At 61.8% G+C, this 17,848-nt stretch carries 14 protein-coding genes; 10 read left to right on the plus strand and 4 right to left on the minus strand.

What is annotated here, in order from left to right:
- Positions 1-252 precede the first annotated feature (252 nt).
- From V5E97_RS10760 to V5E97_RS10800, 9 genes are all read left to right on the plus strand, one after another.
- On the plus strand, positions 253-477 hold the full coding sequence (locus V5E97_RS10760; RefSeq protein WP_406699322.1) for a hypothetical protein: 225 nt from the start codon (positions 253-255) through the stop codon (positions 475-477).
- A 279-nt stretch (positions 478-756) separates the two neighbouring features.
- Entirely contained in the window at positions 757-1,434 is a 678-nt protein-coding gene (locus V5E97_RS10765) for an HAD family hydrolase (protein WP_406699323.1), read from the plus strand.
- Between the two features lie 414 nt (positions 1,435-1,848).
- Complete coding sequence (locus V5E97_RS10770) at positions 1,849-2,145, plus strand: hypothetical protein (protein WP_406699324.1); 297 nt, start codon at positions 1,849-1,851, stop codon at positions 2,143-2,145.
- Between the two features lie 733 nt (positions 2,146-2,878).
- On the plus strand, positions 2,879-6,049 hold the full coding sequence (locus V5E97_RS10775) for an efflux RND transporter permease subunit (protein ID WP_406699325.1): 3,171 nt from the start codon (positions 2,879-2,881) through the stop codon (positions 6,047-6,049).
- A gap of 7 nt (positions 6,050-6,056) precedes the next feature.
- The gene (locus tag V5E97_RS10780; protein WP_406699326.1) at positions 6,057-7,427 is read left to right on the plus strand and encodes an efflux RND transporter periplasmic adaptor subunit; all 1,371 of its coding nucleotides are present in this window, start codon (positions 6,057-6,059) and stop codon (positions 7,425-7,427) included.
- A 539-nt stretch (positions 7,428-7,966) separates the two neighbouring features.
- Positions 7,967-8,893 (plus strand): ABC transporter ATP-binding protein, encoded by a 927-nt coding sequence (locus tag V5E97_RS10785; RefSeq protein WP_406699327.1) that lies wholly within the window; start codon positions 7,967-7,969, stop codon positions 8,891-8,893.
- A gap of 76 nt (positions 8,894-8,969) precedes the next feature.
- Entirely contained in the window at positions 8,970-10,547 is a 1,578-nt protein-coding gene (locus V5E97_RS10790) for a hypothetical protein (RefSeq protein ID WP_406699328.1), read from the plus strand.
- 246 nt (positions 10,548-10,793) lie between these two features.
- Complete coding sequence (locus tag V5E97_RS10795) at positions 10,794-12,350, plus strand: serine hydrolase (protein WP_406699329.1); 1,557 nt, start codon at positions 10,794-10,796, stop codon at positions 12,348-12,350.
- A 210-nt stretch (positions 12,351-12,560) separates the two neighbouring features.
- Positions 12,561-13,565 carry a TolB family protein gene (locus V5E97_RS10800; protein ID WP_406699330.1) on the plus strand — a complete coding sequence of 335 codons (1,005 nt, stop codon included), beginning with the start codon at positions 12,561-12,563 and terminating at the stop codon, positions 13,563-13,565.
- 504 nt (positions 13,566-14,069) lie between these two features.
- On the opposite strand, the gene V5E97_RS10805 is transcribed toward V5E97_RS10800, so the two are convergent.
- Positions 14,070-14,483 (minus strand): GatB/YqeY domain-containing protein, encoded by a 414-nt coding sequence (locus tag V5E97_RS10805; protein ID WP_406699331.1) that lies wholly within the window; start codon positions 14,481-14,483, stop codon positions 14,070-14,072.
- Between the two features lie 360 nt (positions 14,484-14,843).
- Here V5E97_RS10805 and V5E97_RS10810 point away from each other — a divergent pair, with 360 nt between their 5' ends.
- Positions 14,844-15,980, plus strand: a complete 1,137-nt coding sequence (locus tag V5E97_RS10810) for a YncE family protein (protein WP_406699332.1) — start codon at positions 14,844-14,846, stop codon at positions 15,978-15,980.
- 46 nt (positions 15,981-16,026) lie between these two features.
- On the opposite strand, the gene V5E97_RS10815 is transcribed toward V5E97_RS10810, so the two are convergent.
- The 3 genes from V5E97_RS10815 to V5E97_RS10825 form a co-directional block, all read right to left on the minus strand.
- Positions 16,027-16,428: an HNH endonuclease gene (locus V5E97_RS10815; RefSeq protein WP_406699333.1), complete on the minus strand. Its 402-nt coding sequence runs from the start codon at positions 16,426-16,428 to the stop codon at positions 16,027-16,029.
- Positions 16,412-16,714, minus strand: a complete 303-nt coding sequence (locus tag V5E97_RS10820) for a hypothetical protein (RefSeq protein WP_406699334.1) — start codon at positions 16,712-16,714, stop codon at positions 16,412-16,414. Before V5E97_RS10820 ends, V5E97_RS10815 begins: the two co-directional genes overlap by 17 nt.
- Positions 16,715-16,804: 90 nt before the next feature.
- Entirely contained in the window at positions 16,805-17,767 is a 963-nt protein-coding gene (locus V5E97_RS10825) for a metallophosphoesterase family protein (protein ID WP_406699335.1), read from the minus strand.
- Between the last annotated feature and the right edge of the window lie 81 nt (positions 17,768-17,848).

The raw sequence follows: 17,848 nt of genomic DNA on the forward strand, positions 1-17,848 counted from the left end.
ACCAACCACCGTGCGCAACGCATCCGCAAACCGCTCTAAGCCGTTGGTCTCGGTTTTCTTTGATTTTCTGATAGGTGACCGAGGTGCTGCAATCGCCGTCGGGTGCCACGGGTTGTACTCAACCCGTGAACGATTGCCCGGGTTTTTGGCTCCCGGGTTGAGTACAACCCGTGGCACCCATGATTTGCACATGATTCAATACAAAGAAAGACCAGGTCCACGTGCTTAGAATGGCAAGAGACGTCGGAATCCATGCCCCAGGATGACGGGATAGAGGGCCAGGTTTCGGACCAGTGCCGCGGTGACGGAATCGCTTGGCGAACGGCTCGGTTGGCCGTGCTTCGCTTGAGCCAGGCGCGCGGCCAGAGCGCGGAGATGAGAAGGGCCGAAGGGGCCGTCGTGGATGCGGTTGATGAGCTCGAGGGGCAGGCGAGATTCGCCGTGGAGGGCACCCAGCCAGGCGCCGATCCGTATTGATGATAGCTGATTATGGGATTGTTGTATATAGATTCGATTGGCATTCCGCCGCGTCGAATGATGCGCCAGCCACGGCGATTCCTCTATCTTGTGACAATTGACCCAGGTAGGCAATAGCCAGGGGAGGAACGTTCCTCTGGTCGTCCCGACCGGGATTCGACAACGTTCTCTTGTCAGGTCGGGGCGTCCTCCATTACCTTTCCAAAGGTCAGGACTTTGCGCCCTTCAGCGGCGGGATGCCCGTTGGGCTTCGACTCTCTCCTCGAAAGATTCGCACCGATGACTTCCGAGAAACAACCAAGGGCTTTGCTTCTGGATCTGGACGGCACGATTGCCGACACTTTGCCGCATATTTTCAATGCCTATCGCCACGCTGTCAGCCCGTGGGTGACGAAGCCGCCGACCGACGCCGAGGTGGAGGCGACGTTCGGGCCCGCCGAACGCGACTGTATCGGCGTGATGGTGCCTGCCGCCGACCTCGATGAGGCTGAGGAACGGTTCCACTCGTATTACGAGGCGGAGCTTGGCCGGAACGTTCAGCTTGTCCAGGGGATCGCCGAGGTCATCGATCACGCCCGTTCGCTGGGCTGGAGAGTCGGGGTCTTCACGGGTAAGGGGAGGCGGTCCGCGCGGTTCACTCTGGTCGAGTTGGGTCTCTGGGATCGGGTCGAGCATCTGGTCTCCAGCGACGACGTGACCCGGCCGAAGCCTGACTCGGAAGGGGTGTTCCAGGCTGCGGAAAAACTCGGGGTCCCGGTCGCTGGCATTCTCATGGCGGGGGATTCTCCCGCGGATATCCAGGCGGGCGGAGACGCAGGGGCTCAGACCGCGGCCGTCCTCTGGGCGGCGTTTCGGCCCGAGCGGCTGCGCGAGGCCGGCGCCGACTTCGTCTGTGAGCGAGTCGCTGAACTCCATGACGTCATCGACCGGCTTCACGCCAGCGACTCGCCGAACTGAGCCGTTGCACTCGATCCGGGAATCCTTCGTGGCTCATCAACGATTGCTTGTTCGTGGAATTTGGAACTTCGCAGAGGGAAACCGAGTCCAAGAATCATCAAGGTCTCTGATTACGAGAGTACAAGAGGCAGGGGATCGACTTTCGGCTTGGCGGAAAATGATCCCTGATGTATGATGAATTTCATGCCGGATTCCCTTTTTTTTGGAACGAGGCGGTTTGATTCTCAAAGGGTCTGCACAACGACGAGCAATTCTCTAACACTCGTACTTAACATGCTCAACGGACATCGAAACTACGTTTTGATCGCAGCGCTTTTTGCGATCCTCGGCATGTCCGAGGCGTGTTCCGCATCATCCGTGTGCCGCTTCAAGACCCATTCGCATTTCCATTCACGCCGAGTCGATTTCGCGAGCTTGCGGACGGCCGATCACACACGAGTGGTGACGCTTCGGGCCGATTCGCTGCTTTCATCCAAGAAGACGTTCACGCTGAATGATGCGGTCGACGCCTCCGAAGAGTCGGAGGATGACCTGGGGGATGAGCCAAGAGAGGCCTTTCCTCAGAGCAACCCCGTGTCCCCGGTCATTGCGTCCGAATGCGTCGGCGACGTACTTCGGCCGGACACCGTTCAGCGTCCCTTGGCTCGCGAAGGCTACCTTTCCGGAAGTGATCGGCCTCGTTTTCTGAGTCTTTGCCGACTGCTGATTTAAGCACCCACCTCGCCTCTCCCTTGCGCGCCTCTCGGGCGCACCCATCACTCTCAGTTCGTGCTGAGGATCGATCAAAATCCCCGTGTGACGGTGCGGCGATCGCTGTCCACGCTGAAGCTTCGGCTGAGGCGAGGGGAGCTCTTGTCGAGCGATTCGGCGGCCAATCCCGGCTCGCTCCACCTTGCCACCATCTCGGGAACATCCGGTCGTCAGGAACGCTGCGCATCCTTGATCACCTGTTGTTGAAAACAGCATCCTGCTTTTCGTTTCGTCTCAAAGTGGTGACCGTCGGTCGCCCAGGGACACGATTGTCTCACGGAATGTTCTGCCACGACTCACTGAGGCCGGGCGGCCGGAAATTTCGCCCGATCGAAGGAGTTTGTGCCGTGAGATAGGGCGTTCTCTGGCGGCATTGATCTCCCTAACAGGACTCGTGCCTTGGGCGATCGACGGTCACTCCTTTGAGGCATCGAAAAGCCATGAAAGCCGCGATTCGGAGATCCGGATGAGCGGTCGTTCCGTGATCTGATTTTGAATTGAACGCAAGTCTTGGGACTCACCGGTTACACCGAGCCGCCTTGGCTGGTGGACCTGGTCTTCCTTTGGATTTGTGTCCTAGCCGCTGTGTGCGATCGGTGGCACCCAGCGGCTTTCGCGGAGCCGCGGTTATCTATCAGTAAATCAAGAATCGTTGTAGCCATATGCTTTGCCGCTGGCAATAGGATCAATATCGATGGTCCATGCGTTGATTAAATGGAGCCTGCACAATCGGCTCATCGTCATCCTCGGTGCCTTGGCGCTGATCGCCGTCGGAGTCCACTCGGCCTTGAACCTCAACGTCGAGGCCTATCCCGATCCGACGCCTCCCATTGTGGAGATCATCAGCCAGAACTCGGGGGCCAGCCCCGAGGAGATGGAGCGGCTGGTCGGCATTCCCCTGGAGACAGCCCTGAATGGAATGCCGGGCCTGGAAGACTTGCGCAGTACGTCGATCGCCGGGCTCAATGATATTAAGTGCCAGTTCGCTTATGGCACTGACTATTGGGCCGCCAGGCAAGACGTGCTGAATCGGATCAATACCGTCGAGTTGCCCAAGGGAGTTCGCCCCGAACTCTCTCCCTGGAGTCCGACCGGCGAGATCGTCCGCTACGTCCTGGACGGACCTGGCTATACCACGAACCAACTCAAGGCCGTGCAGGACTGGGTGCTCAACCGGGCCTTGAAACAGGTTCCAGGTGTGATCGACGTCGTCGGGTTTGGAGGGACGATCAAGCAGTACCAGGTTTCGCTCGACACCCGGCTCTTGAAGCAATATGGCGTGACCATGCAGCAGGTGGAGGAGGCGATCGAACGCTCCAACGCCAATGTCGGCGGCGACATCCTGACCTTGGGCACCCAGTCGCACAACGTCCGGGCCATCGGCCTGCTTGGTGGGGGAATTGACCCGCTCGAGCCGGCGAACGTCAGCCGGGCCGCGACGATCGAGGCGGAGAAGCTCGACGACATTCGTGACGTCGTGGTGGCCACTTCGCCCGACGGCACACCGATCTATGTTCGGCAAGTCGCCCAGGTCATCGTCGGGCATCGCCCGAGGCTGGGGAAGGTCGGGCGAGGGGACGAAGGGGACGTGGTTGAAGGCATCGTCATGATGCGCAAGTATGAGAAATCATTGCCGACAGCCAACGCCGTCGCGGCCAAGATGAAGGAGATCGAACGCACGAAGCTGTTGCCCAAGGGAATGAAGCTCACGGTCTTCAACCAACGCACCGACCTGGTCCAGGTCACCACGCACAACGTGATGCATAATCTGCTCGTTGGTGTCGGGCTGGTGATTGCCGTCCTGCTCATTTTTCTGGGCGACCTGGCGAGTGCCGGGATCGTCGCGCTCGTGATTCCGCTCGCCTTGCTCTTTGCGATCACGGTGATGTCCTTGCGGGGGCAGTCGGCCAACCTGCTGTCGATTGGAGCGGTAGATTTCGGGATCATCGTGGACAGTTCGGTCATCATCGTGGAGACGATTTATCGCCGGATCGTCGAGCCTGGGGCTGATCGATCCGTGCCGCTGGTCGATCGGATTGCCGAGGCCTCGCGCGGGGTCGAGCGGCCGATCTTCTTCTCGACCTTGATTATTGTTTGTGCGTTTCTCCCTTTGTTCACGATGACCGGGCCGGCGGGAGCCCTTTTTGGTCCGATGGCCGCGACTTATGCCTTCTCGATCTTGGGGGCGTTGCTGGTCTCGGTGACCTTGGCTCCGGTGCTCTGCTCGTTCCTCTTCCACGGCAAGACGGAAGAGAAAGAGACGTTGATCGACCGGGTCATGACCGCTGTTTACATGCGGATGCTTCGCGTTTCGTTGCGGCTGCGCTGGGTGACCCTCGCGGTGATGGGGGGCCTGCTCGTTTACACGGTCACTCTGCTGCCGGGACTCGGGGCGGAGTTCATGCCCGAGCTGGAGGAGGGCAACCTCTGGATTCGGGCACTCATGCCGCGCACGGTCTCGTTTGAAGAGGCTGCACGCATGGCCCCTCGGCTGCGCAAGGTCATTGCGTCGGTCCCGGAGGTGCGCGACGTCATGTCCCAGGTCGGGCGTCCCGACGACGGTACGGACGTCACCAGCTTCTTCAACCTGGAGTTCAACGTCCCTCTGCGCCCGATGGAGGAGTGGCGGGAAGGGATGACCCGCCAGAAGATCGAGGACGAGCTGACCCGCAAATTCGAGGACTTCCCCGGCCTGAGCTTCAGCTTCTCGCAGCTCATTCGAGACAACATCGACGAGGCGCTCTCGGGGATCAAGGGGGCCAACTCGGTCAAGCTTTTCGGTGGCGACCTGGAGACGCTCGAGGAGACCGGTCGGCGGGTCGTCAACGTCCTGAGCTCGGTCCCCGGAATCGAGAACGTCGGCTTGTTCCACATCGTCGGTCAGCCCAACCTCGAAATCCGGATCGATCGCCGCGCCTGCGCCCGTTACGGGCTCAACGTCGCCGACGTCGAATCGGTGATCGAGGTGGCCATCGGTGGCCGTTCCTTCTCGCAGATGGTTGAGGGGGAGAAGCTCTACGATATCGTGCTGAGGCTGCCCCGAGACCTGCGTGACGACCCGAAGGATATCGCCCGGATCCCAATCGACGTTCCCAAGGCCGACGGTGGGCGAGGGGCACGGATCCCCTTGTCGCATCTGGCCGAGATCGTGCCGCACAAGTCGGGCGCTTCGTATATCTACCGTGAGAACAATCAACGCTATATCCCGATCAAGTTCAGCGTGCGCGGACGCGACCTCGCTTCGGCCATTGAGGAGGCGCGCCGGAAGGTCGAAGATCCTGAGACCGGGGCAAAACTTCCGGAGGGATACCACATGGAATGGTCGGGGGAATTCGCCCAGATGCAGGAGGCGAACGCCCGGCTGGCGGTCATGGTACCGCTCTCGATCGGCCTGATTATGATCTTGCTCTACACGATGTTCCAGTCGTTCAAGGACGCCCTCCTGGTCATGGCCGGAGTCATCACGGCGATGATGGGCGGGGTCTGGGCCTTGATGCTGACCAGGACCAACTTCAGCATCTCGGCGGCGGTCGGATTCATCTCGATCTTTGGCGTCGTCGTTCAGAACGGCGTCTTGCTCGTCAACGACTTCAACCAGATGCGGGCGCAGGGGATCTCCGTCACTGAGACGGTCCTCACCGGATCGCGGCGGCTGCTCCGGCCGGTGGTCATGATCTCGCTGACGGCGATCCTCGGGTTGTTGCCGGCGGCCCTGGCTGACACGGTCGGTTCGCAGGCGCAGAAGCCGCTGGCGATCGTGGTGGTCGGCGGGATGATCGTCGCCATGATCCTTCCTCAATTCTTGATCCCAAGCCTCTACACCCTGTTCCCGGCCCCGGAACCTCGGCCGGACGTGGAGTTATGAACCTCTCATGACACCGACACGATCAGCGCCGAGCATCAATAACGACGACTCAAGGGCGAGCGCCGCCGGCCCTTTCGCAACGGAGGCGACCACTCCGCGCGGTCGCCGAAAACGTCCATGGCTCCTGGTCTCCGGGGGTTTAGTCGTCCTCGCCGGCCTGGCCTATGCCGGCTGGTCTGACCCGTCGCGGGTCCAGGCGGTCTTGAAGACCGTGTCCAGGAACGCGGGGAAACCGGTGGCGGTCCAACTCGAGTCGTTTGAACCCGTGTCACTCGAGCGCTGGGACGGTCTGGTCACGATCAATGACCGCGCCCGGAAATCGCTGGGTTTGGCCACGGTCGAGGTCTCGCCGCAGACGACGCCGATCCGCCTCGAGTTACTCGGGACGACCGCTTATATGACCGACACTCTGACCAAGGTTCGCCCGATGTTCAAGGGGCGGGTCGATAAGGTGCATGTCTCGGTGGGACAGGCCGTGACAAAGGGGCAACCGCTGATTGAACTGTATAGCAAGGATCTGGCCGAGGCCAAGAGCTCCTATCAGATCGAACGGATTCAGTGGTTGTATGATAAGAACCTGCTCCAGAGCCGCGAACCGCTCTTGAAGTCACGCGCGATCTCTCAGCAACAGTACGACGAGACCAAGAACAACGAGATGAAAAGCCGTCGCGAGTACGAGGTGGCGCGCGACAAACTTTTGATCTACGGGCTGTCCGAAACCGAGGTCGACAAGGTAGACGATGAGGCGGGTGCCAGTAAGGCTCGGGTGACGCTCCGCGCAAATACCGACGGCTTCGTGATCGAACGCGACGTGGTCCCGGGAAACCTCTACGACGACAACGATACCCTGCTCGTGATCGCCCCGCTGGACCGCCTCTGGGTCTGGGGTAATGTGTTCGAAAGCGACATCGACCTCGTGAAGTTGGGTCAGGCGTGGGAGGTCCGATTCCCATTCCTCGAGCATCAGATTCATGGCAAGGTGGAATATATCTCGAATCGGGTTGATCCGGACTCGCACGCCGTCCGGATCCGCACCTCGATCCCCAACCAGGGCCATCAGCTCAAGTCGGACATGCTGGTGCGCGGGATGCTGGAGATTCCCCCCACGCCCGGTCGAACGACGATTCCCCGAACGGCTCTGATCGTCGACGACGGCCGCTACTGTGTCTTCGTGCGCCGCCCGGACCAGCCGGAGAAGTATGAGCGACGGCGGGTCGTCATCGCTCAGGAGAAAGATGATCACGTGGTGGTTGACCACGGTCTGAAGGCGGGTGAGACCGTGGTGTCGGTCGGGGCCTTGATCCTCGCCCAGATCCACGAAGATTTGCGAGGACTCGAGACGGGTTCGCCGCCACACGAGAACACCGGCGTGGATTGATCGCGTTCTCGTCGCGCGGCTACCCCGGCCGTCTGGTTTTCACCGTGCGGCCATCCATCGGGCCGGTCGGGCTCCGCCTTCGGAACCCGGCCGGCCCGGCCGCTTTTGAGGGAACATGTGTTCACGTGCTCCGGCTTCCGTGCCCGGAGCGGGCACGATATGTCGAGAACATCGACCGCCATTTTTTTCGAGTCTGTCGCAAGGAAACCGGGCCGTCCGTCTGCCTCGGAGGCCGTAATTCGCGTGAGAAACTCGTTCCCATGCTCTGCGTGGGAATGCCGTTCTGGCCGCTCTGCGGCCTCACCCGCCGGGGAAGACGACGCGGAGCGTCGCGGACGGCATTCCCACGCAGAGCATGGGAACGAGATCCCGGTATCCTTGCTACAGTCTTATGGATTCTTGGGGAAATCGAACCTGGCTTGGCAATGAATCGCGTTGCGGAGCGAACCACTCGCGTACACTGAGGTGCAGGGGGAGTCTCGGCTGAGCCGGGGGCGGGATCCTTTGAATGGCGGCAGGCTCAAGGGGGAGGGGGGGCGATGATCCGGGTGCGAGACCTCCGCATTGATTACGACACCATCTGCGCCGTGAGCGATCTGTCACTGGAGGTTGGGCCGGGGGAGGTCTGCGGCCTGATCGGCCCGAACGGGGCCGGCAAGACGACGACGATGAAGGCGATGCTCGGCCTGATCGAGCCGACCTATGGTGAGATCGAGCTGGCGGGCGTCGACATGCGGGAGCGGCCACGCGACGCCTGCCGCGTGGTCGGGTTCATGCCCGACTTTCCGCCGATGTACGACGACCTGATGTGCTGGGAGTTCCTCGACCTGTTCGCCGCCAGTTATTTCATTCCACGCTCCGAGCGGCCCCTGGTCATCGACCGTTCCTTGGCCCTGGTCGGCCTGACCGAAAAGCGGCGTGCGATGGTGGTCGAGCTCTCGCGGGGGATGCGCCAACGTTTGATGCTGGCCAAGACGCTGATCCCCGACCCTCAGGTGTTGATGCTCGACGAGCCGGCCAGCGGCCTCGACCCGCAAGGGCGAATCGACCTCAAGAACGTGGTCAAGGCGTTGGCTGCCGAGAAGAAAACGGTCCTGATCTCGTCCCACATCCTCTCCGAAATGTCGGAGTTCTGTACGTCGGTGGCGATCATGGAGCGGGGCCGGATGGTTGTCAGTGGGACGATTGCCGAGATTCAGGAACGGGTCCTGGGGGGAGCGGTCCTGGTGGTCGAGGTCCTGGGCGATCCGGGAACGCTCACCGCGATCGTCGAGGCGGACCCGCTGGCCGAGTCGGTCGAGCAAGTCGACGGCATCTTCTCGATTCGCTACCGGGGCGATTCCGAACAGACGAGCGACTTACTGGCCGCGCTGGTCCGGGGCGGAGTTCGCGTTGCCTCGTTCTCAAGGCGGCGCGAGGGGCTGGAAGAGCTCTTTCTCAAGGTGGGGGCCAAGGAGCTTTCTTGATTCGCCGAGAACCAGGGCGTCGACTTGCCTTGTCTTCCCTTCTTTGGTGTGGGATTGCATTTGGGGGCGAACGAAAATGGGTCTGGCTCAAGTCACCATCGACAACCCGATTTTGGTCAAACACTGCCGCTCGCGGCTTCGGCCCGGGCAGGCGTTGCCCTGGGCGGTGATGATTCTTGTTCTGGCCGCATGCATTGCTTGGGCGGGGCAATCTTACCGATGGATTGGGAACGAGTCGGCCGTGATCTTGGTCCTTGGCATCCAGATCCTGCTTCTCTGGTTCGGGGGGGCGAACCAGCTCAACACGTCGCTGGGTGGGATCCGAGAAACCGGTCTCATTGACTTTCACCGGGTTTCTCCCTTGCCACCGAGCGTGGTGACGCTTGGTTTTTTCCTCGGGGCACCCATTCGCGAGTATTTGCTCGCCGCGATCACGCTCCCGTTTGCCCTCTTTAGCGCCTATCACGTGGACGAATCAGACCCATGGAAAGGCTTGTCCTGGGCCGCGCAACTGGAAGTCGCCGTGCTGACGAGCACCTGGCTCGTTCACGCGTTCACCATGCTCGGTTGCATGACGCGCAAAAAACCGCGAGGATCGATCCAAGGGACGATTCTGACGGTCATCGGGTTGATCTTCTTCAGCTACCTGGGATCGATCGGCTTCTATTTCGGGACGCGCTGGCTGTTGGATGAGAGCCGGCCAATGAACTTATTCGGGTTCATGATCCCCTGGCTCGCCTGGGTCTTGATCGTCGAGTTGCCGATCCTCGGGTTCGTGGGGCTCGCGGTTTCGCGGAAGATGGCGGCGGAGCGGGCGCATTCTCTCACCAAGCCCCAAGCCGTAGCCTGCATGGCGACCTTGACGACCTTACTCATCGGAGGAGTCTGGAACCTTGCGCGGATCCTGCCCGACGAACTGCCAATTGAGCCGACTTACACTGATAATTTTATGATTGCGTCGGTCTATGTCCTTTCCTTGCTTGCGATGGTCCTGACGATCGCGATCACGCCCGATGCGGGTGAGTATGTCAAGGGCCTGCGTAGGGCCACGCGACAAGGCCGTCGGCGGATGAGTCTTTGGTCGGACGCGGGGAGCAATCGGCTCGCGCTCCTCGCCCTCTGCAGTCTCGTCATGGTGGGGGCGACCACGGTCGTTCACGTGATTGGCCGGCATCAGGTTGCCGACTCCGTCTGGGCCAACCACTCGGCCTTTACCAGCAACCAGGAGATGACCGACGAGGCCTGGCTGGCGTCGAGGCAGGCGTTGCTCTCGCGACCGATCGCCATTGGCGTCCTGACGGTGGCCTATGTCGGTTTCGCCCTCCAGTACTTTTCGCTCCGCACCCGGTCATCGGGCCTGATGCTCACGACCCTTTTCCTTTTTCTCGTCTGGCTCGTCCCGTTGCTGGTGGGGGCGATGTTGGGTATGACAGGAACCAACCAGACGCGCAACGTCGCGATCTTCGCCCTGAGCCCCTTGCCTGGAATCGCCCTCTCCTCGGGCCTGGGCAAGCTCCCCGGCGCCGATACGATCCAACTCGCCGCTCTCACGCCCTCGATCACGTTTGCCTTCCTCTTCAACTACCTCCTCGTCGTCACCCAACGTAAGCTTGATCGCCGCTTGCTCGCCGCGGAGAAATCCAACACGAAATGAGACACGTGTCGCCACGTCACCGAGTCTTCCGCCCAGATCCATCAACCCCTTTGCCGTTGCCATGGTGTCAAAAGAACCAGCCCATGCGAAGGTCCAAAGGCGAGCGGGGAGCGTGAGCTCCCTGTCTTCCGACGGACGAAATGCCCCCGGTAACGTGGCGACAGTCTCCGAAATGTAACGCTTCGCCGAACTCGTTTCTCCCCACGTCAACCGATGCATCCCCGGCCGTTCTATGGAGAGGGTCATATGAAACCCGTTGGTTGGCGTCCTTTGGCTGTGCTTCTCTTTCTTGTTCCCTTGGCGGTCCAGGCGGCACCGGCGGCGGACGTCACCCCACAGAGTGTCAAGGGAGTGCTGCTCGAACTGGATCGGCTCGTGGAGCAAACCTTGAAGCGAACCGGCGTGCCTGGCATGGCCATCGCCGTCGTATGTCAGGATCAGGTGATCCATCTCAAGGGCTTCGGTGTTCGGGAGGTGGGCAAGGAGGCGCGGGTCGATACTGACACTGTCTTCCAGCTCGCGTCGCTGTCAAAGCCGATGGCCTCGACGGTGCTGGCCGTCCTGGTCGGCGAGGGGCTGATCGACTGGGACGACCGGGTGATCGACCACGACCCCGGCTTTCGCCTGGCCAATCCCTTCGTCACGCGCGAGGTCACGCTTCGCGACCTGCTCTGTCATCGGAGCGGCCTGCCGGACCACGCGGGCGACCTGCTGGAAGACTTGGGCTACGAGCGGGCCGAGGTGCTGCGACGGTTGCGCTTCGTGAAACCGGAGAACCGCTTTCGTTCGCAATTCGCCTATACGAACTTTGGCTACACGGAGGCAGGGGTCGCCGGGGCGCGAGCGGCCGGGACGGCCTGGGAGGACCTCGCCGCCGACAAGCTCCTCCGTCCCCTGGGTATGAAGTCGTCGAGTTTTCGCTTCGCGGACTACGCGGCGGCCGAGAATCAGGCTCGCCTGCACGTCCGCGTCGGCGGCGAGTGGTTCGCCCGGTACACCCGCCAGCCCGATGCCCAGTCCCCGGCTGGCGGAGCCAGCTCGTCGGTACGTGACCTGGCCCGGTGGCTGCGACTGCATCTCGCCGGCGGCCAGTTTGAAGGTAAGCAAGTCATCGCGGCCAAGGCCCTGGCTGAGACACACCGGCCTCAGATCATCAGCCACCCGCCGGAGGATTCGGCGACCGACCGGGCCGGCTTTTACGGGCTCGGTTGGAACGTGAATTATCAGGCCGACGGCCGGGTCCGTTTGGGCCACTCGGGCGCATTTGATCTGGGGGCGGCGACGGCGGTTACGTTACTTCCGGCCGAGCGCCTTGGCATCGTCGTCCTTACCAACGCGGCGCCGATCGGCGTGCCCGAGGCTATCAGTGCGAGTTTCCTCGACCTGGTGCTGAAAGGGAAGATCGAGAACGACTGGCTCGAGGTGTTCCGGCCGACTTTCGTCGCCATTGCCAAGCCCGCTTACGGCACGGTGACGGACGATACGAAGCCCCCCGTACCGAAGTTGCCCCCATTGCCCTCGGAAACCTACCTCGGCACCTACCGCAACGACTACTTCGGCAACCTCGAAGTGGTGGAGCAAGATGGGGCGCTTTTCCTCCGGATCGGGCCGAAAAGGCACTCATTTGCGTTGCGGCACCGGGACCGCGACGTGTTCGTGTACCAGCCGGAAGGAGAAATGGCCGGCGGTCCGAGCGGGGTTACGTTCTGGGTGGGTCCGGGTCGGAAAGCGGCTCGAGTCGTTGTCGAGAATCTCGATATTCAGGGCCAGGGCACGTTTACTCGCCCGCCGACCACGAAGTGACGAAGGGGGTGTGACCGCCAGCCACAGCTTATCGCAGGCGGACCCCGTGAGTACGAGCGGGTTCTACGACGGCCGTAAGACTGTGACGGGTCAATATCCGGATCAGAGCGCCCGTCACTAACTTCCCCCGTCCGGACTTACGTCGACAAGGACTTGGAAAGGGTGAGTTAGAGTCGACAGTTTTCGATCCCATCAACTGAGGGACACACCATGCGAACGGCCCACGTACGACTGGCAATAAGGACATCTGGCTGCATCGCTTGGTGCCTTGCCCTCTCGGTGGCAGCGCATTACGCCCGGGCCAATGATGACCAGCCCCGAGAGGGCCGAAGAGGGGGCGGCGAGTTGATCGTCCGGGCCTCTGAGATGTCGCCCGGCAACCCGGATCGCAGGTTCATGGGGATGGTTGCCATCGACCCGCGAACCGCGCGATGGCGGACGCTGTACGAAGGGCCCGAGTTCGGCCCCCTCTCTCCGGACAGCAGGTACATGCTCGTCTCGCAATTCCACCCCGACCTCGCCGAGAAGAAGGACGGAATATGGGTCTACGACCTGAAGGGCGAGAAGCCCCCGCGCCGGGTCTTCCCTCGGAAGGGTTACCCGTTGTGGTCACACGACGGCGACAAGCTTGTCATCGCGGCCGAGGTCAGCGAGAAACCCGATGGTGGTAAGAACGTTTCGAAGTTCGAGACCTGGCTGATCGACGCCGATGGCACCGGCCGCACTCGCTTGCCAATCCCAGATGAGGATTATGTCCTCGATTGTTCACGCGACGACGCATGGCTCGCGACGCGGACCCTCGGGGAGGGGTCGGATCATTGGGGGAGACTCACGCTCGTCCACCCGGACGGGACCGGGTCAAGAACCCTAACGGAGGGATCGGCGAAGCAGAATCTCTTCTCCATCTTCAAGATCTCGCCGGACAGCCGGAGCGTCGCTTACGTCGAAGTCAGAGTCGAAAAGGGCGTTCGGAAGTCCCGGCTCTTCGTCGTGGACATCGAGGGCAAGCATCGGCGCGAGCTCCCGGTCAACTTCGAGTCCGACACGTCTGCCCTCCTCTGCTGGTCTCTAGACGGGTCGGACTTGGCGCTGGGCCTGATTAACCACGCGACCAAGGAAGGCTCGATCGGCTTGGTCGATCTGGCAGTCGGGGACTTCCGAAAGCTCACCCTGCCGCCGGGCCGATGGAACCTCCACCTCTACGACTGGCGCTGAGGCAGTGACGTAGGCTTGGGCATGACCAGCCTACTGAATTCCTTCGTGCGCACCGAGTGAATTATAGCGGCGGTGTACAGTCGCATCCCGGCGGGACAACGATCGGCGTCGATCGAGTCACATCAATCCGAGGTCATAACCGACGAAGGGAAACACCTTGCAGGGCGATCTGTCTCGGGTGTGATTATGTGATGATTTTGTGGATTTATTCGGGAATTTCGTGACTCGTTCTGTTTTGTCGCGTTTTTAATGTTGATTGCAAATGAAGTGAAGTGGGAGGTGTGTGTATTTCAGCTTGGCCGGCACGAGCTCGCGAGGTCGAGCCGGATCGGCTGCCCGCGAGGGATGTTGAGGTGTGAGGGCCGGAGGCGTGCGATTACTCCGGCGTCGGCGTCCGAGCGCCGGAGTAATCGATCGGGTTCAGATCGGTGTCGAGGTCAATGACGTCGGATCCAGGCACGTGGCGTTTTTCTGAGTGCGTAGTCAGATCCGACCCATCATCCCTCAAGCGCCTTCGGCGCTCTGACGCAGTTCGGCGATCACGGCCCTGACGTCGTCGCTGTCCGCGGGCTGGCCCGCCAGGGTCTTCATGGCGATGCCGATGGCCATGCCCTCTTTCGGCGCTTTGCGGATCTGCTCGGCGATGGGAGCGAGGGCTTCGCTGACCTGCTCCCGGGTCATGGCCGGGGGGACCCAGTCTTGCAGCAAGCTGAGTTCTTCGGGGGTGAAGGTGGTGGTCCCTCCTTTGGCTTCCTTCAGGACGCCGCGCATCTTCTTGATCGCGTCGGCGTCGGGCATTTCCTCACCGGTCCCGAGCGTCAGGCCGGCGATCCAGTAACGCAGGAACTGCGTTCGCGTCGCGTCGCGCGCTTTCATCGACTCGGTCAGGCTGGCCCGCATTCGCTGCACGATCGTCATGTTTGCCTTTCCTCTTTCGGGTCGTCACGCCCGTCGACGCCCGATCCGATACCGTGACGTCGCTTGATGAGACACGGTCCGGGTGGATTGCGTTCGGGGCCACGACGAATCTTCCCACAGCCAGTCACCGGCTCGGGCTCGCCCGACTGCCAGGGGGCTGGTCCCCGTATCTTATCAAAGCGAGGCCGATGGTGGCGAGACAAACGGACAGCGACTCGTCGAAAGTCGAGCGTTGTGGCGGCCGACGGCGCGGGTTACTGTTGGGGACGTCGGACCAATCAGGCGCTCGCGTGAGGCGGAAATCCCTCCGCCGCTTGCGAGTCGAACCCACAACGTGGATCGAAATCAGGCGAAACTCCCATGATGAGTCAGCACGCCTTGTTCTTTCGCAGGCTCCTCGCCGCGCTCGCATTTCTCGTGATTGATGCGGGCCTTCTCGGCCAGGCTTCGGCCGCGGAAGCCGAGGAACGCCGGTTGCTCTACGTGGCCGTGCCCGGAATTCGCAATTACCTCGAGTACGGCGGCCACGGATTACTCGTCTTTGACATCGACCACGGCCATAAGTTCGTGAAGCGGATCCCGATCGCGGGGCTCGACGAGAAGGGGAAGCCCGACAACGTCAAAGGGGTCTGCGCCAATGCCGCGACCCAGCGCATCTATATCAGCACGACCAAGACGCTCACGTGCCTCGACCTCGTCACCGAGAAAATCCTCTGGGAACGAGCCTACGAAGGAGGTTGCGACCGGATGTCGATGACCCCGGACGGCTCGGCGATCTATCTCCCCTCGTTCGAGAAAGACCACTGGCACGTGGTCGATGCCCGCAACGGTGACGTGCTCGCCAAGATCGTCCCCCGCTCCGGAGCGCACAACACGGTCGCGGGGCTGAATGGCAAGGAAGCTTACCTGGCCGGACTGAAGTCGCCTCTCCTGACCGTCGCCGACACCAAGGCGCTCAAGGCCGAGCGGACCGTCGGCCCGTTCAGTCAGAGCATCCGCCCGTTCACGGTCAACGGCCGGCAGACCCGTTGCTTTGTGAACGTGAATGAGTTGCTTGGCTTCGAGGTGGGAGACCTGACCACGGGCAAGCCGCTCCATCGCGTCGAGGTGGCCGGGTACAAGCAGGGGCCGGTCAAGCGGCATGGCTGCCCGAGCCACGGGATTGGCCTGACGCCCAACGAGAAAGAAGTCTGGGTTGTCGACGCCCACAACGAGCACGTTCACATCTTCGATGCCACGACCGAGCCCCCCAAACAACTCGAAAGCCTCAAGGTCCGCGACGAGCCGGGCTGGTTGACCTTCACCCTCGACGGCCGCTATGCCTACCCCTCGACCGGCGATGTGATCGAGACCGCAACCCGGAAGATCATCGCCAGCCTGACCGACGAACATGGCGCGGCCGTGCAGAGCGAAAAGATGCTCGAGATCGACTTCGCCGGAGCCAAGCCGGTCCGCAACGGTGATCAGTTTGGCCTTGGACGCGTGATTATGCCTTGATGTTTTGCGTTTCTCTCTCCCATGGTCCAACCGGCACTCCATCGAGCTAAGGAGGAAACGCCCCTTCGCGAATCAGAACTTCTCGCCAGGCCACGAACTCAGGGTGGTTGATCTCCAGGACCGCGATCGTTGCTCGCCCGATGCGGCTCTGCCCGATCAGCAACGGGCCATTCCATGCGAAATGTCGTTTCCAGCGGTCCTTTCGGGGATGGAATAGTCGCACGATCCGTCCGGACTCTGGGTCCACCCCGGCGATATTTGGCCCCTTGTAACTGTTGCAGAAGAAGCAGGTGAGGGCCAAATTCTCGGCCGTGGTCGGTCCCTGATGCTTACGAGCGATGATGTGGTCGATTTCGTACGTCAGGGGCGAGAATTCATTGGGAAGCTGGCAGTATTCGCAACGGGATTTGGCCCGTCGCCAAACAAGTTGTTCAAGTATGGTGTCCATTGGCGACGCCCAAGCCCGCACGGATTAAGGAAAGCCGTGCCTTCGACCAGAGGACGCCGAGCATGGACCCAGCCCGCCGGTAACTCTCGATCTCGGCCTGTTCATCGGGGGTAAGCGTTCCCTCCTGGGCCTTGAGGGAAAGCTGGTGCATCCGTGCTTTGTCGTCGTCATCGAATTGGAGGCTCAGAATCTCACGGGCCGCGGTGGGCGAGAAATCGCCATGGTTCGGCTTGATAAGCCGTCCGAAGACAGCAGCGTCGGTCTGAGCAATCGGTGTTGGTTGCATCTGCGTTTGCTCCTGACTGTACACTCTGCCATGACCACCCCGATTTGCCAAGTCCGGGTGTCATGGCAGGCATGCCGTTTTCCACGAGGATTACGCCTCACGCCAACGCAAGGCGATGCGCTGACGGTCGGCCTCGCGATTGCCTCCGATGCAGCGGAGCTCGAGCTGGCCGCCACCCGGCTCGGGGCGGAACCGGCACCAGCCCAGCGGCTGCGCCGGCGCGAACGAATAAGCCACGGCGGGGAGGTTGATCATGTAGAGATCTTCCTCTTTGCGCACGTTCCAGACGTGGGTGTGGCCGAAGACGACTCCCTTGACCTGGCGTCGAGGGCGAAGAATGGCCAGAAAAGCTTCGGTGTCGAGCAAGCTCGTCGGCGGGGGTTGCACCGGTACGGGATTGTGATGGACAAACACGAGGGTCGGTTTCTCGGGCTGTGCATCCAGCTCGGCGGTAAGCCAGTCGAGCTGGGCGCTCCCGAGTTTACCGGGGGTGACGTTGCACTGGTCGAGCGAGTCGAGCACGACGAACCGGAGCCCAGGGCCGTCGACCGCCTCGGCCTGTTTGTCGACAACCCTGGATTCGAGCGGGATGACGCCCTGGAGTACCTCGCGGAAGTTCGTCCGATCGTCGTGATTGCCGAGTCCCAGGTAGATGGGTAACTTCGCCTTTCGGAGCGGGTCCAGGAGCGAGACGACGGTGCGGTAATCGGCGGATTGCCCCTTCTGGACGGCGAGGTCGCCATCGATCAGGACGGCGCGAGGCGCTGCGTCCGCGGCGAGGATGTCGGACACGACGGCGCGAAGGTTATCGGCCATGACCTCCCCGCGCAACCGGGTCGACGGATCGGCCGCGATGTGGATGTCGGAGACCAAGGCGTACCACGCCCCCGGATCCTCGTTCGGTGCGCTTCGGGCGGGCGTCCCGAGCAGCAAAGACGCTCCGCCTGCGGCCAGTCCGGCCAGGAACTCGCGGCGGCTCGGCGAGCCGTGGCGGGCCTCATCGGCTCGGGTTGATGTTGACGGCGGAGTCGCTGGCAAGATCTGGAGTGGCATCGAACGGATCCCTCAACTGGAGGTTGGCTGGGGCAAGGCGGTCTCTTCTTCGTGTCGGGTGGCCACGGACCACGCAACCAG

The sequence above is a fragment of the Singulisphaera photorubra genome (assembly GCF_045290345.1).
Classification (GTDB): Bacteria; Planctomycetota; Planctomycetia; order Isosphaerales; family Isosphaeraceae; genus Singulisphaera.

What these genes read in the sequence shown, in the direction of transcription:
- V5E97_RS10760 (WP_406699322.1), top strand. Translation starts at nt 253, where the DNA reads ATGCCCCAGGATGACGGGATAGAGGGCCAGGTTTCGGACCAGTGCCGC.
- V5E97_RS10765 (WP_406699323.1), top strand. Translation starts at nt 757, where the DNA reads ATGACTTCCGAGAAACAACCAAGGGCTTTGCTTCTGGATCTGGACGGC.
- V5E97_RS10775 (WP_406699325.1), top strand. Translation starts at nt 2,879, where the DNA reads ATGGTCCATGCGTTGATTAAATGGAGCCTGCACAATCGGCTCATCGTC.
- V5E97_RS10780 (WP_406699326.1), top strand. Translation starts at nt 6,057, where the DNA reads ATGACACCGACACGATCAGCGCCGAGCATCAATAACGACGACTCAAGG.
- V5E97_RS10785 (WP_406699327.1), top strand. Translation starts at nt 7,967, where the DNA reads ATGATCCGGGTGCGAGACCTCCGCATTGATTACGACACCATCTGCGCC.
- V5E97_RS10790 (WP_406699328.1), top strand. Translation starts at nt 8,970, where the DNA reads ATGGGTCTGGCTCAAGTCACCATCGACAACCCGATTTTGGTCAAACAC.
- V5E97_RS10795 (WP_406699329.1), top strand. Translation starts at nt 10,794, where the DNA reads ATGAAACCCGTTGGTTGGCGTCCTTTGGCTGTGCTTCTCTTTCTTGTT.
- V5E97_RS10800 (WP_406699330.1), top strand. Translation starts at nt 12,561, where the DNA reads ATGCGAACGGCCCACGTACGACTGGCAATAAGGACATCTGGCTGCATC.
- V5E97_RS10805 (WP_406699331.1), bottom strand. Translation starts at nt 14,483, where the DNA reads ATGACGATCGTGCAGCGAATGCGGGCCAGCCTGACCGAGTCGATGAAA.
- V5E97_RS10810 (WP_406699332.1), top strand. Translation starts at nt 14,844, where the DNA reads ATGATGAGTCAGCACGCCTTGTTCTTTCGCAGGCTCCTCGCCGCGCTC.
- V5E97_RS10815 (WP_406699333.1), bottom strand. Translation starts at nt 16,428, where the DNA reads ATGGACACCATACTTGAACAACTTGTTTGGCGACGGGCCAAATCCCGT.
- V5E97_RS10820 (WP_406699334.1), bottom strand. Translation starts at nt 16,714, where the DNA reads ATGCAACCAACACCGATTGCTCAGACCGACGCTGCTGTCTTCGGACGG.
- V5E97_RS10825 (WP_406699335.1), bottom strand. Translation starts at nt 17,767, where the DNA reads ATGCCACTCCAGATCTTGCCAGCGACTCCGCCGTCAACATCAACCCGA.